Source organism: Pseudidiomarina homiensis (assembly GCF_003987225.1).
GTDB classification, from domain to species: Bacteria; Pseudomonadota; Gammaproteobacteria; order Enterobacterales; family Alteromonadaceae; genus Pseudidiomarina; species Pseudidiomarina homiensis.
This window is the reverse complement of the sequence record NZ_PIPX01000001.1, coordinates 1,517,336-1,539,093: the sequence shown is the minus strand read 5'-3', so window position 1 is coordinate 1,539,093 and position 21,758 is coordinate 1,517,336. Positions and strand designations below refer to the sequence as shown.

The following is a 21,758-nucleotide window of genomic DNA, read 5'->3' as shown; positions in this document are numbered from 1 at the left end:
ATAAATACAAGAGAAATTAAATGCCAGAACTACCGGAAGTTGAAGTCAGTCGAATGGGCATTGCCCCCCATTTAGAGGGGCAGCAAATAGCCCAAGCAGTGGTGCGCGATAAACGCCTGCGGTGGCCTATTCCAGATGCGGTTGTCAATTTCGCGGGGGCTTTCATCAAGCAAGTGGAACGCCGCGCCAAGTACCTTATTTTGCACACCGACAAAGGCTATCTTATTTTGCATTTGGGAATGTCTGGTAAGCTTCGCGTGGTACCGAGCGAAAGTTTGGTGGTGAAGCATGATCATTTCGACCTCCAACTGACCAACGGTCAATGTCTGCGTTTTAACGACCCACGCCGTTTCGGCTGTGTACTCATGAGTGCGACACACCCTGGCGTTGACCACCCACTGTTACGCGACCTAGGGCCTGAACCACTGACCGAAAGTTTTACCGCTGACTACCTTCACCGTCAATCGCGAGGTAAGCAACAATCGATTAAAACCTTCATTATGGATAACCACGTGGTCGTCGGTGTTGGCAATATTTACGCGAATGAATCGCTGTTCAAGGCTGGTATTCACCCAAAGCGCGCCGCCGGGAAAGTAAGCTTGGCCCGTTATCAAAAACTCGTGCCAATTATTAAGGAAATTCTAACCGCTGCGATTGCGCAAGGCGGCACAACCTTGCAAGACTTCACCCAAGCAGATGGCAGCCCCGGCTACTTTAAACAGCACCTGAATGTTTATGGTCGTGGCGGCAAGCAGTGTATGGTCTGCAAAAGCCTACTCAAGGAAATCCGCTTAGGCCAGCGCAGCACGGTTTATTGTACTACTTGTCAACGTTGACCGACGGTGCTGAAAAAAGCTAGCCAAGCCGCCATAAAGCCTTCCGGATCGCTGATGAACGGCGCATGGCTACAATGCGGGGCGCAATAGCTCTGACTGTTTGGAGCAAGTTGTGATACTTGCTCGTCAACGCGGGCAGGCACCAACGCATCAAGACGGCCATACATGCGAAAGTAGGGCATATTGATGTGCCGAACTTGCGATCGTAGATCAACCTGAGCCAGCATATCCAATCCCGCATCTAACACGTCAACATTCGCCATGGGTTTACTAAATAGCCACTCTTTGATGGCTTTAACATCGGCTTTGGCATGCGGACTCCCCAGCGATTGCAGGGCTAAAAAGCGCTCCACGGTACGCCGGAAGTCTTTGCTCAGTTGCTTACCAAATTGCTGCAAAATGTTGGGTTCGATGCCTGGCCAATCGGGATCTTCAGCTGGAAAATAAGGGGATGACGCGACGGTTGTTAAGCTGTGGAAACGCTCAGGGGCTTGGAGTGCAAGCTCGGTTGCCACTAAACCACCGAGCGACCAGCCGATGAGGTGCGAGCGTTCGGGCAGTGCTGCAAGGGTTAGCTCGCACAGTTTGGTGAAAGTAATCGCTTGGCCTGCTGGCCAAGGCGATTCACCGTAACCCGGCAGGTCTAGTCGTGTTAAGCGGCCGTGCTGACTAAGCTGCGATACGATGGGCGTCCAGATATTCGCATTCAAGCCCCAGCCATGAAGTACAACAATATCTTCTCCGGTCCCACAGACGTCACGCCAAACCTGATCTACCATTACCTGTCCTAACTCGCTCAAGGAGGAGCTAATGGTAACTTTCCGTAACCTTTTTGCCAAGCTACCCGTCGGTGGTTGCTGGCTGTGTTTGATGCCATTGAAGGCCACTGAGCACCATGGCTTTTGTCGTGCATGCTTCACTGACTTACCACGGTTACCTCCCGCTTGTTTGCATTGGCGTGGCGACCGTCGAGCGCAAAGCTATGGGCGACATTGGTTTGCGGCATTAGCCTGGCGAGCGGAGAGTAAACGATTAGTGCAGCAGTTTAAGTTTCAACGTGCACCAGAGTTAGTACGTTGGTTAGCACCATTAATGTCCGCTCACCTGATCGCATGCTACCAGAAGTATCAGTTACCATGGCCGGATCTGGTCGTGGCCATGCCGATGACGCGCAAGCGCTGGCAACACCGCGGTTATAATCAAGCTGGACTCTTGGCACGTGCCATAGGCACCCAATTGCAGATACCCTATGGTGTCGGGTTGTTAAAGCGTCTGCGCGATGAAGCTAAGCAACACAAGTTAAGTCGTCAGCGGCGCTGGCAGAGTATGCAAAATGCGATGCATTGTACGCGCGATGTGAGCGGTTTAACCGTAGCTGTGGTTGATGACGTTCTGACCAGCGGCGCTTCGGTCACCGCCGCCGCTGCGGCATTGCAGCGGCGTGGTGCAAAGACGGTTGACGCATGGACGCTATGTTATACCGAGCCCCATGCGGCAGGTCGTCTTTAATGACTTTCTTCTTCGGCCTCCGCTGCAGCTGCAGCAGCGTCTTCATCACTTTGCGCATAGGCTTCAATCGCTGGCGCTAGGTAGATGGCGTTGCTCAGTAACTTGGCGGTGCCCCAGAAAAACGCGCGGAAGTTCATGTCATCAGCAAAACCAATCACACGACCACCACCAAAGCGGTGTGCCACGATAGCGGCTTTCTGGCTGATGACTTCACGGTTTTCTTTGGCAGCATAACCGCTGAGTAGTGGCTCTTCCTGATAGCGGGCCACGGTAATGAATGGCGACTCCGGGATCTCCATTGCATTTAGACTGTCTTTGAATACAGGTAATTTAGTGCGTGGGAAGCCGAATGTTAACGGATGACTTAAGTCGAGTTCAGCACCAAAAATGGCACCAGCGACTCGGCGTTTACCGTAGTAACTATCGCGATCAGCATAGCTTAGGCTGCTACTATCAAATTTTTCGTCGAAAGCATCGCTAGCAACGAATTTCGCCGCTAACAGTTCTTTTTCAGCAAGCCATTTTGCGCCGCCTTGTTGACCGATAACGGTACCACCGGCACGAACCCAATCACGCAGACGTGAAACACTTCTGTCATTCAATGAACGGTAGCTACCGTCGACTAGTAAGATATGAGTGTAGCGTTTTAGGTCTACACGGTTGAAGCGGTCAGTGTCGATCATTGATACCGGAATATTGACGTGACGGTCAAGGTAATACCACGCCTCGCCGTTCTCATACATATTGGCACCATCGCCGACCAACATCATAACGCTTACCGGCTCGACAGGACGCAGATTGCGGCTGCCTAAGTCCATACCGTTAGGCGTTAGGCCAGAGCTGATACTGTGCAGCGTAATACCATTGCGGGTCGCAATTTCTAACAGCTGTTGTTGAACCTCTTGCCATGGCTGTTCTTGATAAGCTTTGGTGATCACCACAGCACCTGGTGCGAATTGGTGCTGGCCTTCGCTTACCTTAGCGGTGAAACCTTGGGCTGCTTGGCGTACGTGAATGTCTGCAGCTAAAAGCTCTTGCAATGCCCGTGGGGCAAAGTAGCTATGCCAATCAAAGCCATAAGCATAAGCATCGGCGGCTAAGTTGATTGCTGGCGCGTCGGCCGCTTGCCAAGTTTGGTCACTGTAACGCACACGGCTATCGGTAGCAGCAAATTCGACATTGAACGCTAACGGTAGGGTCCAACCTGAAACATCATAGAAGGTGTTGTCGAGGAAGCTCTGTTGGGTACTAAAAATGGCCCGAATTAAGCGGTATTGGGGTTGCTCAAGTGGCACGTAATAGCTTGAACCTGGTTTAAACGTTACACCGTTTTCTTTGACGTCAGAGGTGAGCGGATAAACTTGAATCTCGTGCTGCGCTAGAATTTCCAGCATTCCTTCGAGACGCGCAGGGTCAGTGCTATCACCAAAGACATAGCCATTAAAGTCAGCGTCATCGGCGAGCTCTAAACCACTATCGAAAAAGCGTTGCTGGTAATCTAGAAACGCGGCTTTGTTGGCGTGCGCGCCATACATAGTGGTCAGTGAGGTCGTGAACTGGTTTTGGATCGTGAACGGGAATTCAACGAGGCCATTGATCGAGTCTTGTGCATGACCCCGACTGGATGCCTGCTCAAATAGAATTCCAACGGCTCCTTGAACGTCAGGATAGGTTGAACCTTTACCTACGTAAAAATCATCGAAGGCTTCTTCGGTAAAGTACAAGCGGCCTTGTTCATCAAGCGCAGCGGCATGCCCTTCGGCAAGCTTAGCCGTTAGCGTCACATTTTCTTCTGGGGTATTTGGATTACGCCGTGTTGGAATCCCTGGCTGGAAGAAAAAGGTGCTATTCGTGCCCATCTCGTGGAAGTCAGTGAGTACATTTGGCTTCCATTTTTGAAAGTTCGCGATACGTGCACGTGACTCTGGGTGTTGTAGCAACAACCAATCACGGTTTAAGTCAAACCAGTAGTGGTTAACGCGCCCGCGTGGCGTACCTTGCACATGTTCGCGATGTTGTGGGTCGCTGACTAGGTTTTGACTGCGATGTTGATTGGCCCATTGGGCGAAACGTGCAAGGCCATCAGGGTTTAAGCTTGGATCAAGCAAAATGATAGTATCACGCAACACGGCTTCAATTTTTTCACCTTGCGCTGCAGCAAGATAGTACGCGTACAGGAGCGCCGCATTACTACCACTCGGTTCATCACCATGGATGCTATAACCCATGTAAAGCACAAGTGGTGCTGTTTCAGGATCACCTTGACGGGCGGGGTCAGCAATCGCAGTGTGTGCATCGCGCAAGGTATCGATGTTGGCATGATTTTCTGGAGTGGTGACGGTCAGTAACAGTAATGGCCGTTGTTCGTGGGTACGACCGGTGACCTCGATACTGAAGCGATCGCTTTTTTCTGCGAGAACTTCCATGTAACGAACGAGTTGGTCATGGCGAACATGCCACTCGCCGACTTCATAACCTAAGATTTCCTTTGGCGTCGGAATCGCTGGGTCGTAAGTTACATCGGTTGGCAGGTAATCTTTTAACGCGGCACCAAAGGCGCTTGTAGACGTAAAAAGTAGCACTGCTGCAAACATCTTGAGCAATCGCATAATTCTTTCCTAAATGATTGAAACACCGCTCTAAGCTAGCAAAAGACGTGCTGTAGCCCAAGCTGCTTACTATGCAATGACCGATTTTTGCGATAAGATATACCTTACTAAAACACTCAAGTATAGCAGTGAGGTGGTAACCCCATGATTCGTATTACTGAAAGCGCCCAAGCGCATTTTCGCAAATTGCTTGCCGAACAACCGGATAACACCAATATCCGCGTGTTTGTGGTGAACCCGGGGACGCCGTCAGCCGAATGTGGCGTTTCCTATTGCCCGCCTGACTCCGTTGAGCCAGATGATGAGACCTTGCCGTTTAGCGGCTTTGATGCGGTCGTAGACTCAGGTAGCGCACCGTTTTTACAAGACGCAGTCATTGACTTTGAAGAGCAAGAGCTAGGTTCACAACTAACGTTGAAAGCGCCGAATGCGAAAGCGCGTAAGGTTGATGACGATGCGCCATTGATTGAACGTGTCGAATATGTGATTCAAGCTGAGATCAATCCGCAACTTGCAAGTCACGGTGGTCGTGTCGCCATTAATCAAATCACTGATGAAGGTTACGCAATACTGCAGTTTGGCGGTGGTTGTAACGGTTGCAGCATGGTAGATGTGACCCTCAAGGAGGGTATTGAAAAAGAGCTTCTACAGCGCTTCCCAGAAGAGTTAAAAGGTGTGAAAGACGTCACTGAACACCAACATGGTGAACACTCTTATTATTAACATCTGATGAAAAAGTGATCCCAATCATTTTATTCCTGCGTATGTGGAATTTGCCTATAACACAACGAGGAACAAACTATGAATGGGATCACAAAATATAGTATACCCGCCGTCGCGGTGTTCATGCTAGCAGCTTGTGGCAGTGATAGTAGCGACCCTGATCCGGTTGTTGATATTCCAACGCCACCCCCTCAATCTACTTACGTCCGCGTTCACCATAGTGTTGCGGACGCCCCAGATGTAAATGTTTTGGTTGATGGCAATGCAGCGCTGGAAGGCGTTCCGTTTGGTGCATCTTCTGGTGTGCTGGAACTTGATGAAGGTTCCTACAGCCTGCAAGTCGACGGCATTCTTGCCGATGGTTCAACCGCTACCGTCATCGGTCCAGCTGATGTCAATCTAGGTGAGAACCTACGTTACGAAGTTTTCGCTGTCGGTAAAGTAGGTGACGGCTCGATTGAACCACTGATTTTCGCCAATGAGTTCGGTGACGTTACTGCGGGTAATGCCCGTGTCGAAGTAGTCCATGCAGCTCCCGATGCGCCTTTGGTTGATATCTATGTAACAGCGCCTGGTGCTGATTTATCGGCCGAAGCGGCACTTACCACGCTCGCGTACATGGATAACTCAGGGCAAGTAGAAGTACCTGCCGATGATTACCAAGTACGCATTACTGTGGCTGGTGAGCCCGCATCGGTGGTCTACGATAGCGGTTCAATCACTTTACCTGATGGCGCTGATTTAGTGGTTGCGGCAGTGGCTAACACCATGACCGGTAGTTCGCCAGTGATGCTCCAGATTGCCGATGGTGAAGGGGCAACTCTGCTGCCAGACGTTAACGCTGGCGCTGATATTCGCGTGGTACATGCAAGTGCTGATGCTCCAGCTGTAGACGTTGCCGTGAATAATGCTGCACCGGCGATCACCAACCTCGCGTTTACTGAAGCGACTGGTTTTATTAATCTTCCAGCCGATGACTACGTGGTTGATGTTAACGTTGCCGGCGGTGCTACTGTACTCGACGATGTACCACTGAGTTTAGCAACGAGCGATAAGCTCAGCGTTTATGCTGTGGGTGCGGTCGCTGACGGTTCGCTGACTTTAGCGGCAGTGACTGAAATGCAGCGTCGCATTGCGACTGAAGCGCAAATCCAATTAGTTCATGCTTCACCAAGTGCTGGTAATGTCGATATCTACGTCACCGCCACTGATGACATTAGCACGGCTGATCCTGCGTTTACCGATATTCCTTTTAACGCAGAAGGTTTGGTGTCTACTGGCTATGTGTCGTTACTGCCAGGTGACTATGTGGTCACGGTGACCGCGACTGGCACTAAAACAGCGGCGATTGGTCCAGTACCGTTGACGCTTGAAGGTGGCGGCATCTACACCGCCGCAGCAGTTGATGCGACGGGCGGCGGTTTGCCACCGGGCCTAATCTTACTCGATGATTTGGCGCCTGCGGGCGAGTAAGAAGAGCCATTGACTGACGCCTCTGGCTAACAGAAAGGCACTCAATGCCAACCACAAACCGTGGTTGGCATTTTCTTTTGTGAGCAAATTCTGCCCCAACCACCAAGCCGGAACAAAAACCCCGATTGCGCTAATAAGCATGGTGTCGCGCATTGCGTGTGTCCAACCCAGGCCAATGTAGACACCGTCGAAGTAATAGCTCCAATGCCCTAGCAATGGGAGTACAACGATCCAAGGTAAGTAACGATGTGCGGTATTAATAACATCAGGAAGGTCGGTTAACGCACCGATAATCGCCGCTCCTGACAAGGCAAAGGTAATGCTGTAAAGACAGGCAAAAATAACTGACCAAATGAGTGTCAGACGCAGCCAATAATTCACCTCCGCTTTACGTCGCCGTCCCACCGCAGCTCCGGCGAGTGCTTCTACCGCGTAAGCAATGCCATCCAAACCGAGCGAGATGAGCATTAAGAACTGCATTAATACCGTATTCACGGCCACGTAAAGGTCACCGAAGCGGGCTGCGTAACCGGTCATGGTGGCCATGCAGAGTTGTAGCACAAGGGAGCGGATAAATACGTCGCGATTCATCCCAAAGAAGCGCGCAAAGTAGGCCGTTTGCAGTTGCCAACTTTTCTTCAATTGCAGTAGCTGGCGTAACATGAATAGCCCAAGCGCAGCTGTACTTACCTCTGCGGCTACTGAAGCCCAAGCTGCCCCCTCGACATTGAGTCCAAGGCCAATAATCAAAATGACATCGGCGACAACATTCACGGCGTTGGTAAAAATCACCAACAACATGGCTTGGCGGCTTTGCTGACGACCGAGTAGTATTCCCAGTACGACTAAATTGATTAAAGCCGCTGGCGCAGCCCATAAACGAATTGAAATATACTCGGTGGCATAATCACGTAATTGCGTGCTCGGCTGGACTAACCAAAAAGCTAAGTCGAGCAACCATGGTTTGGCCAATATGATGAGTAAACCGAGGAGCAGGGCAAAACTAAGGGCGTGCATGCTGATCTGACGTTGTTGTGCGACGTCTTTGCGACCAAACGCACGCGCAATTTCACCTGTAGTGGTCATCCGTAAGAATACCGCGAGTAAAAAGATGAAACTGACAATCATGGCGCCAAGTGCAACCGCGCTCAGGTAGATTGAATCAGGCAGATGCCCTATGATGGCGGTATCAACAAGGCCTAACAATGGTGCGGCAATATTAGAAATGATCATCGGTAATGCGATGGCAAAAATCTTTTGATGTGCCGGCCATGTTCCCCACATTTTTCGGAGGTCGACAATGCGATTCGTGTTTGTGCTGTGTGTCTTGGTCATAGCTGTTGCGGTAGTTCCCTTACAAGCGAAAGAGGCGTCTGCAGAGCATGGCGTTGTGGTTTTGCAGTATCATCATATTGGCGATGATACACCGCGCGTGACTTCGGTAACAGCCGCAGAATTAGAAGCCCATTTTGAGTACCTGAAGGAACACGACTACCGTGTGGTTTCTTTGGCGCAAGCCGATGAAATCGTGCAGTCAGGGGAGGTTCCGGATAAGCTCGTGGCGATCACCTTTGATGACGGCTGGCGCAATATCTACGCCAACGGCGTAGAGCTATTTAAACGGTATCGCTACCCATTCACTATTTTCGTTAACCCGAAATTGATGGCTGAGACGCCGCGGCTTTATATGACCTGGGCACAACTTCAGGAGTTAGAACAATACGGTGCCAGCATCGCTAATCATTCGAACAGCCACGAGCACATGACTTGGCGGCGCGAAAACGAAAGCGAAGCAGAATGGTTAGCGCGCCAAGAGCACGATATTCTGGCCGCCCAAGAAGCGCTTGAACAAGGTATGGGGAGCAAACAGCCGCGTCACTTTGCGTATCCTTACGGCGAATACAATCCGGCCTTGGCGAACTTACTTGAAGAGCATGAATTCCTAGCTTTCGGCCAACACAGTGGCGCATGGGGTAAGTATAGCTTGCGTACACAAGTGCCAAGGTTCCCAGCTTCAGCGCAGTACGCCAACCTAAAGACGCTAGCAACAAAAATCGCGAGTCTGGCTTTGCCTGTTGATAAAGTGACGCCGGAGAACATGGTTCTCAGTAAAGCTAGCGATAGCCTCACGGTGAGCTTTGAAGTGAAGCATACGGACGACTATCGACCGACACAAATGAACTGTTTCTATCAAGGTGAGCAACTGCAGCCTCAGTGGCACAACGTTACCGCGCGGCTGACACTTACCGACATACCTATCGGTCGTTCACGGGTCAATTGCACGGTGCCTAGCCTAAGCCAAAGTGGGCGTTTTTATTGGTATTCGGTGCCTTTGGTACGCCCCAATGAGCAGGGGCGCTGGCCGGATTAGTTGTAGTGTTGGGTGATCAACTGGAAGTCTTGTACCATCTGATCCATATCAACAGTCGGTAGCTGTCCAGCATCGTGACTGGCCTTAAAAATGGCATGCCGTTCACCGTCTGGATTGACGAGAACAATAGCGGAACTGTGGTTAACGAGGTAATCCGTTTCACCCTCACTCGGAATGGAGTACATCAAACCCAAGCCGTTGACGAACGGATACAGGTTTTTGTGTTCCGCACGCACACCTAGGAATTCTTTACCGAAATAAGTGTTGTAGTCAGAGAGCTTCTGCAGTGTATCCCGTTTGGGGTCGACACTGATCATCCACACACGCACTGGGCGTTCCGTAAACGACGTTAACTGCGGCATGAACTTGCGCAAATCAGCCATGGTTGTCGGGCAAATATCAGGACACGATGTATAGCCGGTGAACAAGAAAGTCCATTGTCCAGTCAAGTCAGCATTACTAAGTTGTGAACCATTGTGGCCCTCAAGCATAAAGGGTTCGAGTGCACGCGGAGGGTTATAAACCAGAGCTTGAGGTTGTGGTTTTGGCAGGCTATTAAAAATAACTACCCCAGCAACGAGAGCGATAATAGCAACAACCGAGACTAATAATTTTTGCATTCCGAAAACCTCTTATCCTTTTGCTAGCCCGTCAGCTGAAGCGCTGGAGTAGCAACATAGTGGTCTACTAACAATAGCACAAACAAAGCCATTAGCTGCCAAATTGAAAAGGTAAACATGCGATAAGCCGTGTGCTTTTTCGGGGCAAACTTCAGCTTCCAAGCATAGACTAAAAACCAAATACTCAGGACGCTTGAACCAATCAGGTAAATTAAGCCAGACATGCCGACAATATAGGGTAGTAGGCAGATGATCGCGAGCAAAATGGTGTAGAGCAAAATACAGGTTTTGGTAAATTCAATGCCATGCGTGACCGGCAACATCGGAATTTCAGCTTTGGCGTAATCTTTTGCTCGGTGCACAGCAAGCGCCCAAAAATGGGGAGGTGTCCAAGTAAAGACGATCATAACCAGCAAAATTGCGTGCGGGTGAATGTCATTGGTCACTGCGGTCCAACCAAGCAACGGTGGAGCGGCCCCAGCTAAGCCGCCAATGACGATGTTTTGCGGTGTGGCGCGCTTTAGGTACATGGTGTACACGATAGCGTAACCAACGAGACTGGCGAAAGTGAGCCAAGCTGTGAGCATGTTGACCCATAGCGCTAACACAATGAAGCCGAGTGTCCCGATGACGGCAGCAAAAGTGAGCACATGGCGTGGTGACAAATTACCTGACGGTAATGGACGGCGTAGCGTGCGCGCCATACGAGCATCAATGTGGCGGTCGACGAGGTGATTGACTGCGGCTGCAGAGCCAGACATTAAACCAATACCGACCATCGCCGGCAGAACAATTTCCCATCCCACCCAGGTTGGACTGGCGAGACAAATACCTACTAATGCCGTTAACAGCAACAATAGTACTACTCGCGGCTTGGTGAGCTCTAAATAGTCACGCCAGTTGGCGTGACGCTTATACGTCATCTCGGTCATACAACTTACTTCCTTACGCACTGACTTGTTATTATTATGCGTGCCGTGCGATTTTATAGTTTAAGCCTACCAAACTCAGTAGTAGCAATGCACCCATTAAATTGTGAGCAACGGCAACACCAAGCGGTAGCATCATAACAACATTGCTGATACCCAACGCAATTTGCAACGTGAGTGCAACGGTAACCCAATTTAAACTTCCACGAATCACGCTGGACTGTGCTTTTTTGTAGCCCTGTACTAACAGAAGCCCGACGACGAGTAAGGTCAGAATGGCTCCGATGCGGTGGGCGACATGCATGGTCATACGCTCGGCGTAATCATGTGCGCCATATTGATAAGTAACGGCTTCTGGAACTGAAAAAGCGCCGGCGATATCTAGATTGGCAGACCAATCACCTTCGCAGATGGGTAGTTCAGTACAGGCCAATGCAGCATAGTTAGCTGCAACCCAGCCGCCTAAGGCGATTTGTGCGACCACAATGAATAGCGCGAACATGGCTAGCCCACTGAATGAACGTGCTTTTGGATCGCCCATGGGTAAATGAATGCGTTTCAGCCGCAGGCGCAATAAATACAATAATGACAAAGTTGTGAAACCACCTAGTAAATGTCCCATCACCACGAGTGGCTGCAAGTTCAGTGTTACGGTCCACATACCAAGCGCGGCTTGAAAAATAACTAACGCCAATAAGAACAGCGGTGACTTTACTGGTGTTTCAGCACGTTTACGTTGGCGTACCACGGCGGTAACCGCGATAACTAGGATAAAAACACCGAGCATGCCGGCGGCATAGCGGTGAATCATTTCGTTCCAAGCTTTGTGGTGCTCCAGCGGCGCATCAGGGAATAACGCTTGCGCCTGATTAATTTTGTCGGTGTCTGTGGGGACGGTAAGGTGGCCATAGCACCCGGGCCAATCTGGGCAGCCTAGGCCCGCATCGGTCAACCGAGTGTAGGCGCCAAGCACAATAACGACCAGGGCTAAGGCAATGCTAAAATTTACGAGAAGACGCATGGTATTATCCTACACGAGAAAGCTTTAACAAAGTTCGCAGATCGGAGAGCAGATTTTTAGCTTCAGCGCGCATTTGCTCTTCATCAGCAAAGGTCGGGTAATGCAGCATCACGTTACCTAAAGGGTCAATAATAAACAGCCGATAGGAAGGAAGATCGCTTAGGTTATCGATTATTTCGGTATCGTTGAATGGTTGCACCATAGGCGTTTGACTAAGGTCAAAAGCAAGCGGTTCGCGACTCAATACGATAGGCTTTACGCGGTCACTTTCTTTGCCTAAGGCGACATCGAGTTGGTTCATCGCATAGAGCCCCTGTTCGCACTGGGCGCCACAGTTATCATCCGCAATGAGTGCGACGTGCCAGCCTTCCGGTAAGCGTTGTTTCAGTTGCTCACCTAAAGCGATTGGCGGTACCAACATTGTGCCCTTATTGGTCGCCGCGCCTTGGTACCAGCTTTGGTCAAGTACGAACTTAGCACCGATAACGGGTAAGGCAAAAGCGAGCACCACACCAATCATGGTTGCACGAGATTTTTTTATTGAAGTCATGTCCCTTCCTTTTTTGTTTTCGTTATGGAACGGCGGACGAGAAGTACCACTATCAACAAGGCAAGTGCCAAAGAAAACCATTGCAGCGCATAGGCTTGATGTTTCTCCGGTGACATTACCTGCGGCTGCCACGACCTTGGCCAGCCATAAGCCTCCGCTTCGGAGAGTAGCACCACATTGGTAGCGATGGGAAGTTCAAGAGCATCGCTGATCGCTGATGCATCAAGCTGCTGGATGCGCCACGGCGGTCCGTTAGGTTCTACAATGCGTTTGGCAAGAGAAAAACCATCGGTATTAGGTTGGTAAAACCAACCTTTGACGGTAAGGACGTCGTTAGGTAACTCAAGCTGAGGTAATTTGGTGCGATCCAAGCCTACAGGTACCCAACCTAAGTTTACTGGAACAAGCTCGGGGCGTTGTTCAGTACGTAAAAGTCCGATGACGTGATAGCCGACTTTTCCTTGATAGACTTGGTTATCGAGCAGTAAGTAGTCATCTAAAAATTGTCCAGTTACCTGTACTGGTTGGTAACGTTCAGGCTCTTCGTTCATCGCGAAGAGGGGTTTAAACTTTAGTTCGTCGGCTTGCGCTTGAGCAGCAGCGAAATCGTCAAACAAAGCCTGTTTCTCCGCTGCCCGGTCAAGTTGCCATAAACCAAGCTTGACCAAAAAGCTAATTGCCAGCACAGTGGTGAGCGTAACTAGAACAGTGCTAATGCGCATCAGCTTATACCGAGACAGGAATTTAGAATGGTCGTTACCGCAAAAATCATTTTAGTACTACTCATGTTGTTCATGGTTTTTAACTTGATGCGCGCGTTGCTTGCAATGTTACGCGACGATCCAAGTAAACCATCTATGACACGCTATTTAGGGCGTCGTGTCGGCGCATCAGCTCTGGCTATTTTGATTATTATTATTTTATTAGCGACCGGTCTGTTGGACCCGAATCCAAGACCGTACTAAACCTTCGGTTTAGTACGGTCTGATACGACTCGCTAAAGTACATACACAAAGATAAACAAGCACACCCAAACCACATCAACAAAGTGCCAGTACCAGCTCGTCGCTTGGAAGGCGAAATGGCTTTCCGGGGTGAAATGTCCTTTTACGACGCGTAAGAACATCACAATGAGCATGATGGTACCTAAAGTTACGTGCATACCATGGAAACCAGTAAGCATGTAAAAGGTATTGCCGTAAATACCAGAATCCAAGGTTAGGCCCAGTTCTTCGTATGCATGCACGTACTCGGCGCCTTGCAAATACAAGAAGATACAACCAAGAATAATGGTGAGGCCCAGCCACGCGGTGAGCTGCTTACGTTTGCCCTTTTCTAAACCGACATGGGCAAAGTGACAGGTAAACGAAGAAATAATCAGGATAATGGTGTTATAAAGCGGTAAGCCGGTCCAACCCATAGCACCAGATTCAGTGCCACCAGGCGTTTCGGTTAACGGCCAAATGGCTTCGAATCCAGGCCATAGAACTTCGTTGGTCATGGCGTTATTACTGGCGCCACCGAGCCACTCCACCGCTATCACGCGAGCATAGAAGAGCGCTCCAAAGAATGCGGCAAAGAACATGATTTCTGAGAAGATAAACCATGCCATACCTTGCCGATAAGAGTGTCCAAGCTGTTTGCTGTAAAGCCCTGACATCGACTCGTTGATTTGGTCGCGGAACCAACCAAATAGCATGACCAAGATAACGGCGATACCGCCAAGTAATACATTGATACCCCAGCCGTCAGCGTCCTTACTCGCGTCGATGACGGTGTGTCCGGCACCAAAAGCAATAAGGCCTAAGCCGATTGCGCCAACAATTGGCCATGGGCTTGAGGCTGGCACGTAATATTTTTCGTGTTTTTGTTCTGCCATTGCAAAATCCTCAGTTCACTGGCTGCGCAAGCGCGGCCAGAGCATCAGGTTGAGCGTTTTCTGTCATATCGTACATTGTGTATGACAGGGTAACCGTATGAATATGCTCAGGAATCTCTGGGTCCAAATAGAATTGCATCGGCATTGCGGTGTCGCTGCCGGCAGCAAGTGGCTGCTGATTGAAGCAAAAACATTCGACCTTATTGAGGTAGAGCGAGGCCTCGCCAGGGGCGACCGATGGGATAGCTTGCGCTACCATATTCTTCCCAGTTAGGTTCTTGGCGAAAAAGTTGACTACCTTGGTTTCACCCGGATGCACACGCACCGACTGAACCTCGGGTTCAAAGCCCCATGGCATGCCTTTATTCACACGCGTAATAAATTGCACATTAATGGTTCGGCTAGTATCCACTGTTTTGGTGTTGGCGGCCGCCTGACCATCGGTAAAGCGGCCGTTAAAACCAGTGATATCACAGAACACGTTGTACAGTGGAACCAACGCAAATCCGAACGCGAACATCCCCACGACCGTCAGCAGGAGCCGACGGACGATGCGGGTGTTATCCGGTTGAGTTGGTCGTTCACTCATCTTATTTCACCTCAGGTGGCGTATCGAAGGTGTGATACGGCGCTGGCGATGGGACTGTCCACTCTAAGCCCTCAGCACCTTCCCAAGGCTTAGCTGGCGCTTTTTCACCACCTTTCACACACTTAATGACTACCCAAAGGAAAATCAATTGTGAAAGGCCGAATGCGAAGCCACCGATACTGACGATTTGGTTGATATCAGCAAAGGCGATCGAGTAGTCAGGGATACGTCGAGGCATACCTGCCAAGCCAGCAAAATGCATCGGGAAGAACAATACGTTTACTGAGATGAGTGAAGCCCAGAAATGCGTCTTCGCTAGCTTCTCGTCATACATATGGCCGGTCCATTTTGGCAGCCAGTAGTAGGCTGCGGCCATAATCGAGAAGATGGCCCCACTTACGAGTACATAGTGGAAGTGTGCAACCACGAAATAGGTATCGTGATATTGGAAATCCACAGGTGTAATCGCCAACATTAGCCCTGAGAAGCCGCCGATGGTAAACAAAATGACGAAGGCAAGGGCAAACAGCATGGGCGTTTCAAAGCTAATTGAGCCACGCCACATGGTCGCCACCCAGTTAAAGACTTTGACACCCGTCGGCACCGAGATCAGCATCGTACAGTACATGAAGAACAGTTCGGCAAAGACTGGCATGCCCGTAGTAAACATGTGGTGCGCCCAGACCAAGAACGACAACCCGGCAATGGCCGCGGTTGCATACACCATCGAGGCGTAGCCGAACAGTCTTTTGCGCGAGAAGGCTGGAATAATCGCCGAAACAATACCGAAGGACGGCAAGATCATAATGTAGACTTCAGGATGCCCAAAGAACCAGAAAATATGCTGGAACAATACTGGGTCACCGCCCCCTGCAGCGTCAAAGAAGCTGGTACCGAAATACTTGTCGGTAAGTACCATGGTCACCGCACCAGCGAGTACCGGCATAACGGCAATCAGCAGGAACGCCGTAATAAACCATGTCCACACGAACAGCGGCATTTTCATATAACTCATGCCCGGAGCACGCATGTTCATAATGGTCACAATCACATTAATCGCACCCATGATGGATGAGATACCCATGATGTGGACCGAGAACACGAATAGTGCGGTAGAGTCGCTACTGTAGGTGGTCGACAACGGCGCGTAGAAGGTCCAACCGAATGCCGGACCGCCGCCTTCCATAAACAACGACGCCAATAGAATCGTAAAGGCGAATGGCAAGATCCAGAAACTCCAGTTATTCATGCGTGGTAACGCCATATCAGGCGCACCAATCATCATTGGAATCATCCAGTTCGCTAAGCCGGTGAAGGCGGGCATAACGGCACCAAAAACCATGATGAGACCATGCACAGTAGTCATCTGGTTAAAGAAGTGTGGGTCTACCAGCTGTAAACCGGGTTGGAACAGTTCGGCGCGAATAACCATCGCCATAGAACCGCCCACCAAGAACATAATGAAAGAGAACCAAAGATACAGCGAGCCGATATCTTTGTGGTTCGTCGTAAATAGCCAACGGGTAATACCCGACGGCGCGTGATGATGGTGATCGTCGTGCTGATCAACTTCGCCAACAACAGTGCTCATAGTCAGGTCTCCCTTATTCGTTTATAAATGCGTTAACGTCTGCAGCTTGTACCGTTTCACCGGTATCATTGCCCCAAGCGTTACGCTCGTAGGTAATAACTGCAGCAAGCTCACGTAGGCTTAGCTGATTACCGAAAGCCTGCATCGAGGTGCCAGACTTACCGTTAACCACGATGTTGATATGGCCTTCCATATCATTGAGCGCCATAGGCGAGCCTTTGAGTGCAGGGAATACGCCAGGGATACCTTCACCGTTGGCCTGGTGACAAGCAGCACAACTGCCAAGATAAACGCGCTCACCGAGCTCCATCAGCTCATCCATGTCCATCGACATAGCTAGCAAACGTTGTTCTTCTTCTTTTTCACGTTGCGCGATTTGCTCTTGCTCAGCGATCCATGCGTCAAACTCCGCAGGCTCTTTAGCAATGACGACCACCGGCATGAAGCCATGGTCTTTACCGCAAAGCTCAGCGCACTGGCCGCGATAGATACCTGGTTCATCAACCTTGGTCCACGCTTCGTTAATGAAGCCTGGGTTGGCATCTTTCTTGACCGCAAAGTCGGGTACCCACCAAGAGTGGATGACGTCATCTGAGGTCACAAGAAAGCGAACTTTACGGTCGGTAGGAATAACGAGTGGGCGATCGACTTCGAGCAAGTAATTCTCGCCTTTGTCGAATTTGTTCTCAATCTGCTCACGCTGGGTGGCGAGCAAACTGAAGTACTCAACATCGCTATCTAAGTATCTGTAATGCCATTTCCATTGAGAACCAGTCACCAAAACCGTAAGTTCAGCCTCGGAAGTGTCTTCCATGGCGATCAAGGTTGAAGTGGCAGGAATGGCCATACCGATGAGAATCAAAAAAGGAACTACGGTCCAAAGGATTTCAACCTTCACGTTTTCATGGAACGTTGCTGGTTTGCGACCTTTAGATTTGCGGTGCCGAATCATTGACCAAAACATGGCCCCAAAAACGACTAAACCGATCACACAGCAGATATAGAATATCGTCATATGTAGATCGTAAACGCGATTACTAATCTCAGTGACCCCTTGTGGGAGGTTTAACTGAGAACGAGCTTGCGCAGCCATGGGGATCATGGCTGTTAGCGCAGTGATGAGTTTAATACTCACGCGACATCTCCTCTCATTCTTCCGACGCGGACGCTACCGCGAATACACCGAAGTGCGAGCCTGAAGAACAACGAGGTGAGCAGAAAAAGGAACAGCATTTCAGACAAGAAAATCGCTTTCCCTACTAACCCTTTGTTGTTTTGTATCAATAATTATTATTATTTATTGTGTTAGCAGTAAGCTGCCCGATCAAAATACCATGAGTAGCCGAAAAAGCCACCGCTAAAGTTAAGAAATTTTTAGCTATGGGCGAAAAAAAAGGCTGCCGAAGCAGCCTTGCAGGGACCTTCCCAATTTTAGTGGAGTGGGGATTGAGAAGGTAGAGAGCGGAATACAAAGCTGTGCGTTTGACTTACTTTGCTAGCCATTTTAAGACGCTGAGCGACCCGTGGTGAAGATAATGCATCTAAGAAACTTAAAACGACGCTCGAAGTACCCGCGAGTAGCGCTTGTTCAGTTGCCCATTCGCGTTGATCGGCGTCACGCCCAGCCACCCAACGAATACGTGACCGACTCACACCAGCGTTGACCAGTTGTTGAATGACATGGCGAGAACCGCCAATCACCGTGACCCATTGCTTAGTGCGTAAAGCAAGTGACTGGATACGTGGCATCATCGCCGAAAAATCTTCGCTCGACAGTGTACTTTCATCGGTAAAGTTGAGCGCTTCAACGGTGAGTTCGAGGCTTGCGTGTGGATAATTGTATCTCATAACCAGGCTCCATTTCGGATCACGCCGACCGCTAACCCTTCGATGGTGAAGTATTGTTGTGTGAGGTCGACTTGAATAGGTGAAAACTCGTCATTTTCTGGATGTAAGAGAATGATGTTTCCTTTGCGTTCGAAGCGTTTGACGGTAACGTCGTCCTCAACGCGGGCGACAATGATTTGGCCGTTACGAGCTTCGTGGGTTTTATGCACAGCGAGGAGGTCGCCATCAAGTATTCCAATGTCTTTCATACTCATGCCGTTGACGCGCAATAAGAAATCCGCATGTGGGCGAAAGAGGTTCTCGTCAACTTGATAATGACTCTCGATATGTTGTTGTGCCAATATTGGCTCACCTGCAGCAACTTGACCGATCAGCGGCAAGCCTTCAGGAATGTCTTCGTCATTAGCGCCGATGAGCCGAAGCCCTCGTGACATTCCAGGAAGCATTTCGATCACACCCTTTTTAGCGAGTGCTTTCAGATGCTCTTCCGCAGAGTTTGGCGAACGAAAGCCTAAGCGCTGAGCGATTTCTGCGCGTGTTGGTGGCATACCCGTTGCCTCAATCGTGTCTTTAATGAGGTCTAAAATTTCTTGCTGTCGTGGCGTTAACGGTCGCATTTCGATACCTGTTTATTCATACAGTAATACTGTGAGTATATACAGGTGTTTTCAGATCGCAACTTTTTTGTGCATTTTTTTTCTAACAGCAAATCAGCTTAATCGATGGTATCCTTTTACCGAGTAAAAATTGCGGGGGAAAAGCATGCGTTGGAGAGCCTTTGTCGCGAAGGTGTTGTATTGGCCGGTTCGTTGGTTGACGCGGTTCGAGACTATTTTTGACGAAAACATTAGTGCCGTGGGCGATCCGCAGCACGTGGTCTATGTGATGCGCTCGACATCGGTAACCGATCTGTTGGTAGCAAATCGTGCGCTGAAGCAAGCGGGACTGCCAAGTTTGATGGAGCCGCTCCTGATCAATGGTGAACGACATGCCCGCGTCATGTATCTCGAGCAAGCAAAAGCAGACACCAACGAGGCTGCGCTGGATGAATTTCTTCACTTACTGAAAAGCCATCAAAAAGAACGCCAACTCGATGTGCAACTTGTCCCTATGGGCCTATTTTGGGGTCGTAAAGCCGGACAGGAGCCGCGCGAAGGAAACACCATGGTCGCTGATCTGGATAATCCTGGCCGTTGGCGTAAGTTTTGGCTGGTCATGTTTTCCGGTCGTAATATCCTGGTTCGCGGGAGTCGGCCCGTCAGCTTAAGACAAATGACTGACCAACACGGAGCTGAGCGCAAGGTTGCACAAAAGCTCGCGCGCGTTGCGCGGGTGCATTTTGTGCGACTGCGTCATGCGGTGGCCGGACCTAAGGTCGCCAATCGCGAGCGGGTCATTCAAGAGCTCCTGCAAAGTGCAGCACTGCAAAAAGCGATTGCAGATGAAGCGCGCAGTAAAAAAATCAGCCACGAAAAAGCGACCAAACGTGCTTACGACTACTTAGATGAGATCGCGGCAAATTACAGCGATACCTTGGTGCGTATGCTTGATCGCATCATGGGTTGGATGTGGAGCCGTATCTACAACGGTATTCATATTGAAGGCGGTGACCGTATTCGTGCACTCGCCCAAGCGGGACATGAGGTCATCTATGTGCCGTGCCACCGCAGCCACATGGACTACCTGTTACTTAGTTATGTGATCTACAAAGAAGGGTTGGTACCACCGCATATTGCTGCTGGTGTTAACTTAGACTTTTTCCCAGCGGGTCCGCTGTTCCGCCGCGGCGGGGCATTTTTCATCCGCCGCAGTTTTAAGGGCAATAAACTCTATTCCGCGATCTTTCGAGAATACCTTGACCGCCTTTTCCAGAAAGGTTACCCAGTTGAATATTTCACTGAGGGCGGGCGCAGCCGTACCGGGCGCTTGTTACAGCCCAAAACCGGTATGATTGCGATGACGATTCAAGGCATGTTACGTGGCCAGCAACGTCCCATGTCGATTGTCCCTGTCTACCTAGGTTATGAGCACGTCATGGAAGTGGGTACTTACTTAAAAGAACTCAAAGGGAAGTCAAAAGAGAAAGAATCGATGTGGCAAGTGCTCTCGAGTCTTCGCCACTTACGCAATTTCGGCCACGGCTATGTTACCTTCGGCGAACCTATCAATGTTGGCCAAACCTTAGATAAATTAACGCCAAATTGGCGTGAGTCGATTACCTTGGGAGCAGAAGAACCCGCGCGACCGCGTTGGTTAACTCCGACCGTCAACTTGTTCGCTGAGCAAATCATGCAGCGCATTAATGATGCCGCCGGTATGAACAGTGTCAACCTGACAGCATTAGCGTTACTGAGTGCCGAACAACATACGTTGTCGCGTGAAGAACTTGTGGCGCAATTGGATGTTTACACAGCACTGCTGCGTGAAGTGCCTTACAGCAACTATGCTTACGTTCCTGCCGAGTCAGGCGAAGAGTTATGGCAATTGGCGAAACGCCACGACAAATTCACCGTGGTAAGCGACACCATGGGCGAAATGATCCGGCTGGATGGCACAACGGCGATTGCGATGACGTATTATCGTAATAACATCATGCACATGGTGATCGTTCCAGCGATTATCGCCGCTTTTGCCTGTGGTCACCGGACGTTTAAAGTAGAGCAAGTCAGTGAATTGCTTAGTCAGTTACAACCACTGCTAAAAGAAGAGTTGTTTTTAAGTCATGACGCTGAAGCCATGCCGTTGTGGACGCAAGCGATAGTGGAGCACCTAGTGAATGTTGGGTTGTTACATGCGCTTGATAATGAACATTATCGGGCGGCGTCGCGTGATACGACTGAATTCTTCCAATTGCAGCTTTTGGCGCGCGCGGCAAGCGAGACGTTGCAGCGTTATGCCATACTGTTTGAGCTGCTGCAGCAAGGCGAAGCGCAAGGTCGAGCGGCATTGGAACAGGCCGCAGTCGAATTAGCTGAGCGACTGAGTGCGATGCATGGCGTAAATGCGCCCGAGTTTTTTGATAAAAAACTGCTCAGTGCGTTGATTTCGACGCTGAAGCGCAAAGACTATATCGAGGTGAATAGTGACGGTAACTTCATCGCACATAGTAGCGTTGCGGCGTTAAGCGATAACATCGATCGCTTGTTAGATGCCGCAGTGTTGCAAACGATTCGCCAGTCAGTGCAACGTCGCCTACAGGCTTTACGTTAA

The 21,758-nt window shown here is 50.0% G+C and carries 21 protein-coding genes; 7 read left to right on the top strand and 14 right to left on the bottom strand.

Annotation, left to right across the window (positions count from 1 at the left end; genetic code table 11):
- The first annotated feature begins 20 nt into the window (after positions 1-20).
- Positions 21-836, top strand: coding sequence for a bifunctional DNA-formamidopyrimidine glycosylase/DNA-(apurinic or apyrimidinic site) lyase (mutM, locus tag CWI70_RS07345; protein ID WP_126771883.1), 816 nt, complete (start codon positions 21-23; stop codon positions 834-836).
- Here mutM and bioH read toward each other — a convergent pair.
- The gene (gene bioH, locus CWI70_RS07340; RefSeq protein WP_126771881.1) at positions 827-1,615 is read right to left on the bottom strand and encodes a pimeloyl-ACP methyl ester esterase BioH; all 789 of its coding nucleotides are present in this window, start codon (positions 1,613-1,615) and stop codon (positions 827-829) included. The two genes, mutM and bioH, sit on opposite strands and share 10 nt — an antisense overlap.
- A gap of 31 nt (positions 1,616-1,646) precedes the next feature.
- Between bioH and CWI70_RS07335 the strand changes: the two genes are divergently transcribed.
- Positions 1,647-2,345: a ComF family protein gene (locus CWI70_RS07335; protein WP_126771879.1), complete on the top strand. Its 699-nt coding sequence runs from the start codon at positions 1,647-1,649 to the stop codon at positions 2,343-2,345.
- Here CWI70_RS07335 and CWI70_RS07330 read toward each other — a convergent pair.
- The gene (locus CWI70_RS07330) at positions 2,342-4,954 is read right to left on the bottom strand and encodes a M14 family zinc carboxypeptidase (RefSeq protein ID WP_126771877.1); all 2,613 of its coding nucleotides are present in this window, start codon (positions 4,952-4,954) and stop codon (positions 2,342-2,344) included. The genes CWI70_RS07335 and CWI70_RS07330 overlap by 4 nt on opposite strands.
- A 144-nt stretch (positions 4,955-5,098) precedes the next feature.
- On the opposite strand from CWI70_RS07330, the gene nfuA reads away from it, so the two are divergent.
- Both nfuA and CWI70_RS07320 read left to right on the top strand, forming a co-directional pair.
- Positions 5,099-5,677 (top strand): Fe-S biogenesis protein NfuA, encoded by a 579-nt coding sequence (nfuA, locus tag CWI70_RS07325; protein ID WP_126771875.1) that lies wholly within the window; start codon positions 5,099-5,101, stop codon positions 5,675-5,677.
- A 78-nt stretch (positions 5,678-5,755) separates the two neighbouring features.
- On the top strand, positions 5,756-7,150 hold the full coding sequence (locus tag CWI70_RS07320) for a DUF4397 domain-containing protein (RefSeq protein ID WP_126771873.1): 1,395 nt from the start codon (positions 5,756-5,758) through the stop codon (positions 7,148-7,150).
- On the opposite strand, the gene CWI70_RS07315 is transcribed toward CWI70_RS07320, so the two are convergent.
- Positions 7,118-8,485 carry an MATE family efflux transporter gene (locus CWI70_RS07315; protein ID WP_241967837.1) on the bottom strand — a complete coding sequence of 456 codons (1,368 nt, stop codon included), beginning with the start codon at positions 8,483-8,485 and terminating at the stop codon, positions 7,118-7,120. The two genes, CWI70_RS07320 and CWI70_RS07315, sit on opposite strands and share 33 nt — an antisense overlap.
- Between CWI70_RS07315 and CWI70_RS07310 the strand changes: the two genes are divergently transcribed.
- Complete coding sequence (locus CWI70_RS07310) at positions 8,451-9,521, top strand: polysaccharide deacetylase family protein (protein WP_126771871.1); 1,071 nt, start codon at positions 8,451-8,453, stop codon at positions 9,519-9,521. The genes CWI70_RS07315 and CWI70_RS07310 overlap by 35 nt on opposite strands.
- On the opposite strand, the gene CWI70_RS07305 is transcribed toward CWI70_RS07310, so the two are convergent.
- Genes CWI70_RS07305 through CWI70_RS07285 form a run of 5 tightly spaced genes read right to left on the bottom strand, consistent with a single transcriptional unit; the run spans position 9,518 to position 13,363 of the window.
- A complete protein-coding gene (locus CWI70_RS07305) occupies positions 9,518-10,141 on the bottom strand; it encodes an SCO family protein (protein ID WP_126771869.1) in 624 nt (207 codons plus the stop codon). The two genes, CWI70_RS07310 and CWI70_RS07305, sit on opposite strands and share 4 nt — an antisense overlap.
- A 23-nt stretch (positions 10,142-10,164) precedes the next feature.
- Positions 10,165-11,073 carry a heme o synthase gene (cyoE, locus tag CWI70_RS07300; RefSeq protein ID WP_126771867.1) on the bottom strand — a complete coding sequence of 303 codons (909 nt, stop codon included), beginning with the start codon at positions 11,071-11,073 and terminating at the stop codon, positions 10,165-10,167.
- Between the two features lie 34 nt (positions 11,074-11,107).
- The gene (locus CWI70_RS07295; protein ID WP_126771865.1) at positions 11,108-12,091 is read right to left on the bottom strand and encodes a COX15/CtaA family protein; all 984 of its coding nucleotides are present in this window, start codon (positions 12,089-12,091) and stop codon (positions 11,108-11,110) included.
- A 4-nt stretch (positions 12,092-12,095) separates the two neighbouring features.
- Entirely contained in the window at positions 12,096-12,641 is a 546-nt protein-coding gene (locus tag CWI70_RS07290; protein ID WP_126771863.1) for a hypothetical protein, read from the bottom strand.
- Positions 12,638-13,363, bottom strand: a complete 726-nt coding sequence (locus CWI70_RS07285) for an SURF1 family protein (RefSeq protein ID WP_126771861.1) — start codon at positions 13,361-13,363, stop codon at positions 12,638-12,640. The genes CWI70_RS07290 and CWI70_RS07285 overlap by 4 nt, the downstream gene beginning before the upstream one ends.
- A gap of 27 nt (positions 13,364-13,390) precedes the next feature.
- Here CWI70_RS07285 and CWI70_RS07280 point away from each other — a divergent pair, with 27 nt between their 5' ends.
- Positions 13,391-13,606, top strand: coding sequence for a DUF2909 domain-containing protein (locus CWI70_RS07280; protein ID WP_126771859.1), 216 nt, complete (start codon positions 13,391-13,393; stop codon positions 13,604-13,606).
- Positions 13,607-13,638: 32 nt separating this feature from the next.
- Here CWI70_RS07280 and CWI70_RS07275 read toward each other — a convergent pair whose 3' ends face one another.
- From CWI70_RS07275 to lexA, 6 genes are all read right to left on the bottom strand, one after another.
- A complete protein-coding gene (locus tag CWI70_RS07275) occupies positions 13,639-14,520 on the bottom strand; it encodes a cytochrome c oxidase subunit 3 (protein ID WP_126771857.1) in 882 nt (293 codons plus the stop codon).
- A 10-nt stretch (positions 14,521-14,530) separates the two neighbouring features.
- Positions 14,531-15,109: a cytochrome c oxidase assembly protein gene (locus CWI70_RS07270; protein WP_126771856.1), complete on the bottom strand. Its 579-nt coding sequence runs from the start codon at positions 15,107-15,109 to the stop codon at positions 14,531-14,533.
- A gap of 1 nt (position 15,110) precedes the next feature.
- Positions 15,111-16,700: a cytochrome c oxidase subunit I gene (gene ctaD / locus CWI70_RS07265; RefSeq protein WP_126771854.1), complete on the bottom strand. Its 1,590-nt coding sequence runs from the start codon at positions 16,698-16,700 to the stop codon at positions 15,111-15,113.
- A 13-nt stretch (positions 16,701-16,713) separates the two neighbouring features.
- The gene (gene coxB, locus CWI70_RS07260) at positions 16,714-17,802 is read right to left on the bottom strand and encodes a cytochrome c oxidase subunit II (protein WP_126772809.1); all 1,089 of its coding nucleotides are present in this window, start codon (positions 17,800-17,802) and stop codon (positions 16,714-16,716) included.
- Positions 17,803-18,131: 329 nt separating this feature from the next.
- Entirely contained in the window at positions 18,132-18,548 is a 417-nt protein-coding gene (locus tag CWI70_RS07255) for an SOS-response cell division inhibitor (protein ID WP_126771852.1), read from the bottom strand.
- A complete protein-coding gene (lexA, locus tag CWI70_RS07250; protein WP_126771850.1) occupies positions 18,545-19,165 on the bottom strand; it encodes a transcriptional repressor LexA in 621 nt (206 codons plus the stop codon). Before lexA ends, CWI70_RS07255 begins: the two co-directional genes overlap by 4 nt.
- Positions 19,166-19,310: 145 nt before the next feature.
- Between lexA and plsB the strand changes: the two genes are divergently transcribed.
- Positions 19,311-21,758: a glycerol-3-phosphate 1-O-acyltransferase PlsB gene (gene plsB / locus CWI70_RS07245; RefSeq protein ID WP_126771848.1), complete on the top strand. Its 2,448-nt coding sequence runs from the start codon at positions 19,311-19,313 to the stop codon at positions 21,756-21,758.

What these genes read in the sequence shown, in the direction of transcription:
- mutM (WP_126771883.1), top strand. Translation starts at nt 21, where the DNA reads ATGCCAGAACTACCGGAAGTTGAAGTCAGTCGAATGGGCATTGCCCCC.
- bioH (WP_126771881.1), bottom strand. Translation starts at nt 1,615, where the DNA reads ATGGTAGATCAGGTTTGGCGTGACGTCTGTGGGACCGGAGAAGATATT.
- CWI70_RS07335 (WP_126771879.1), top strand. Translation starts at nt 1,647, where the DNA reads ATGGTAACTTTCCGTAACCTTTTTGCCAAGCTACCCGTCGGTGGTTGC.
- CWI70_RS07330 (WP_126771877.1), bottom strand. Translation starts at nt 4,954, where the DNA reads ATGCGATTGCTCAAGATGTTTGCAGCAGTGCTACTTTTTACGTCTACA.
- nfuA (WP_126771875.1), top strand. Translation starts at nt 5,099, where the DNA reads ATGATTCGTATTACTGAAAGCGCCCAAGCGCATTTTCGCAAATTGCTT.
- CWI70_RS07320 (WP_126771873.1), top strand. Translation starts at nt 5,756, where the DNA reads ATGAATGGGATCACAAAATATAGTATACCCGCCGTCGCGGTGTTCATG.
- CWI70_RS07310 (WP_126771871.1), top strand. Translation starts at nt 8,451, where the DNA reads ATGCGATTCGTGTTTGTGCTGTGTGTCTTGGTCATAGCTGTTGCGGTA.
- CWI70_RS07315 (WP_241967837.1), bottom strand. Translation starts at nt 8,485, where the DNA reads ATGACCAAGACACACAGCACAAACACGAATCGCATTGTCGACCTCCGA.
- CWI70_RS07305 (WP_126771869.1), bottom strand. Translation starts at nt 10,141, where the DNA reads ATGCAAAAATTATTAGTCTCGGTTGTTGCTATTATCGCTCTCGTTGCT.
- cyoE (WP_126771867.1), bottom strand. Translation starts at nt 11,073, where the DNA reads ATGACCGAGATGACGTATAAGCGTCACGCCAACTGGCGTGACTATTTA.
- CWI70_RS07295 (WP_126771865.1), bottom strand. Translation starts at nt 12,091, where the DNA reads ATGCGTCTTCTCGTAAATTTTAGCATTGCCTTAGCCCTGGTCGTTATT.
- CWI70_RS07290 (WP_126771863.1), bottom strand. Translation starts at nt 12,641, where the DNA reads ATGACTTCAATAAAAAAATCTCGTGCAACCATGATTGGTGTGGTGCTC.
- CWI70_RS07285 (WP_126771861.1), bottom strand. Translation starts at nt 13,363, where the DNA reads ATGCGCATTAGCACTGTTCTAGTTACGCTCACCACTGTGCTGGCAATT.
- CWI70_RS07280 (WP_126771859.1), top strand. Translation starts at nt 13,391, where the DNA reads ATGGTCGTTACCGCAAAAATCATTTTAGTACTACTCATGTTGTTCATG.
- CWI70_RS07275 (WP_126771857.1), bottom strand. Translation starts at nt 14,520, where the DNA reads ATGGCAGAACAAAAACACGAAAAATATTACGTGCCAGCCTCAAGCCCA.
- CWI70_RS07270 (WP_126771856.1), bottom strand. Translation starts at nt 15,109, where the DNA reads ATGAGTGAACGACCAACTCAACCGGATAACACCCGCATCGTCCGTCGG.
- ctaD (WP_126771854.1), bottom strand. Translation starts at nt 16,700, where the DNA reads ATGAGCACTGTTGTTGGCGAAGTTGATCAGCACGACGATCACCATCAT.
- coxB (WP_126772809.1), bottom strand. Translation starts at nt 17,802, where the DNA reads ATGATCCCCATGGCTGCGCAAGCTCGTTCTCAGTTAAACCTCCCACAA.
- CWI70_RS07255 (WP_126771852.1), bottom strand. Translation starts at nt 18,548, where the DNA reads ATGAGATACAATTATCCACACGCAAGCCTCGAACTCACCGTTGAAGCG.
- lexA (WP_126771850.1), bottom strand. Translation starts at nt 19,165, where the DNA reads ATGCGACCGTTAACGCCACGACAGCAAGAAATTTTAGACCTCATTAAA.
- plsB (WP_126771848.1), top strand. Translation starts at nt 19,311, where the DNA reads ATGCGTTGGAGAGCCTTTGTCGCGAAGGTGTTGTATTGGCCGGTTCGT.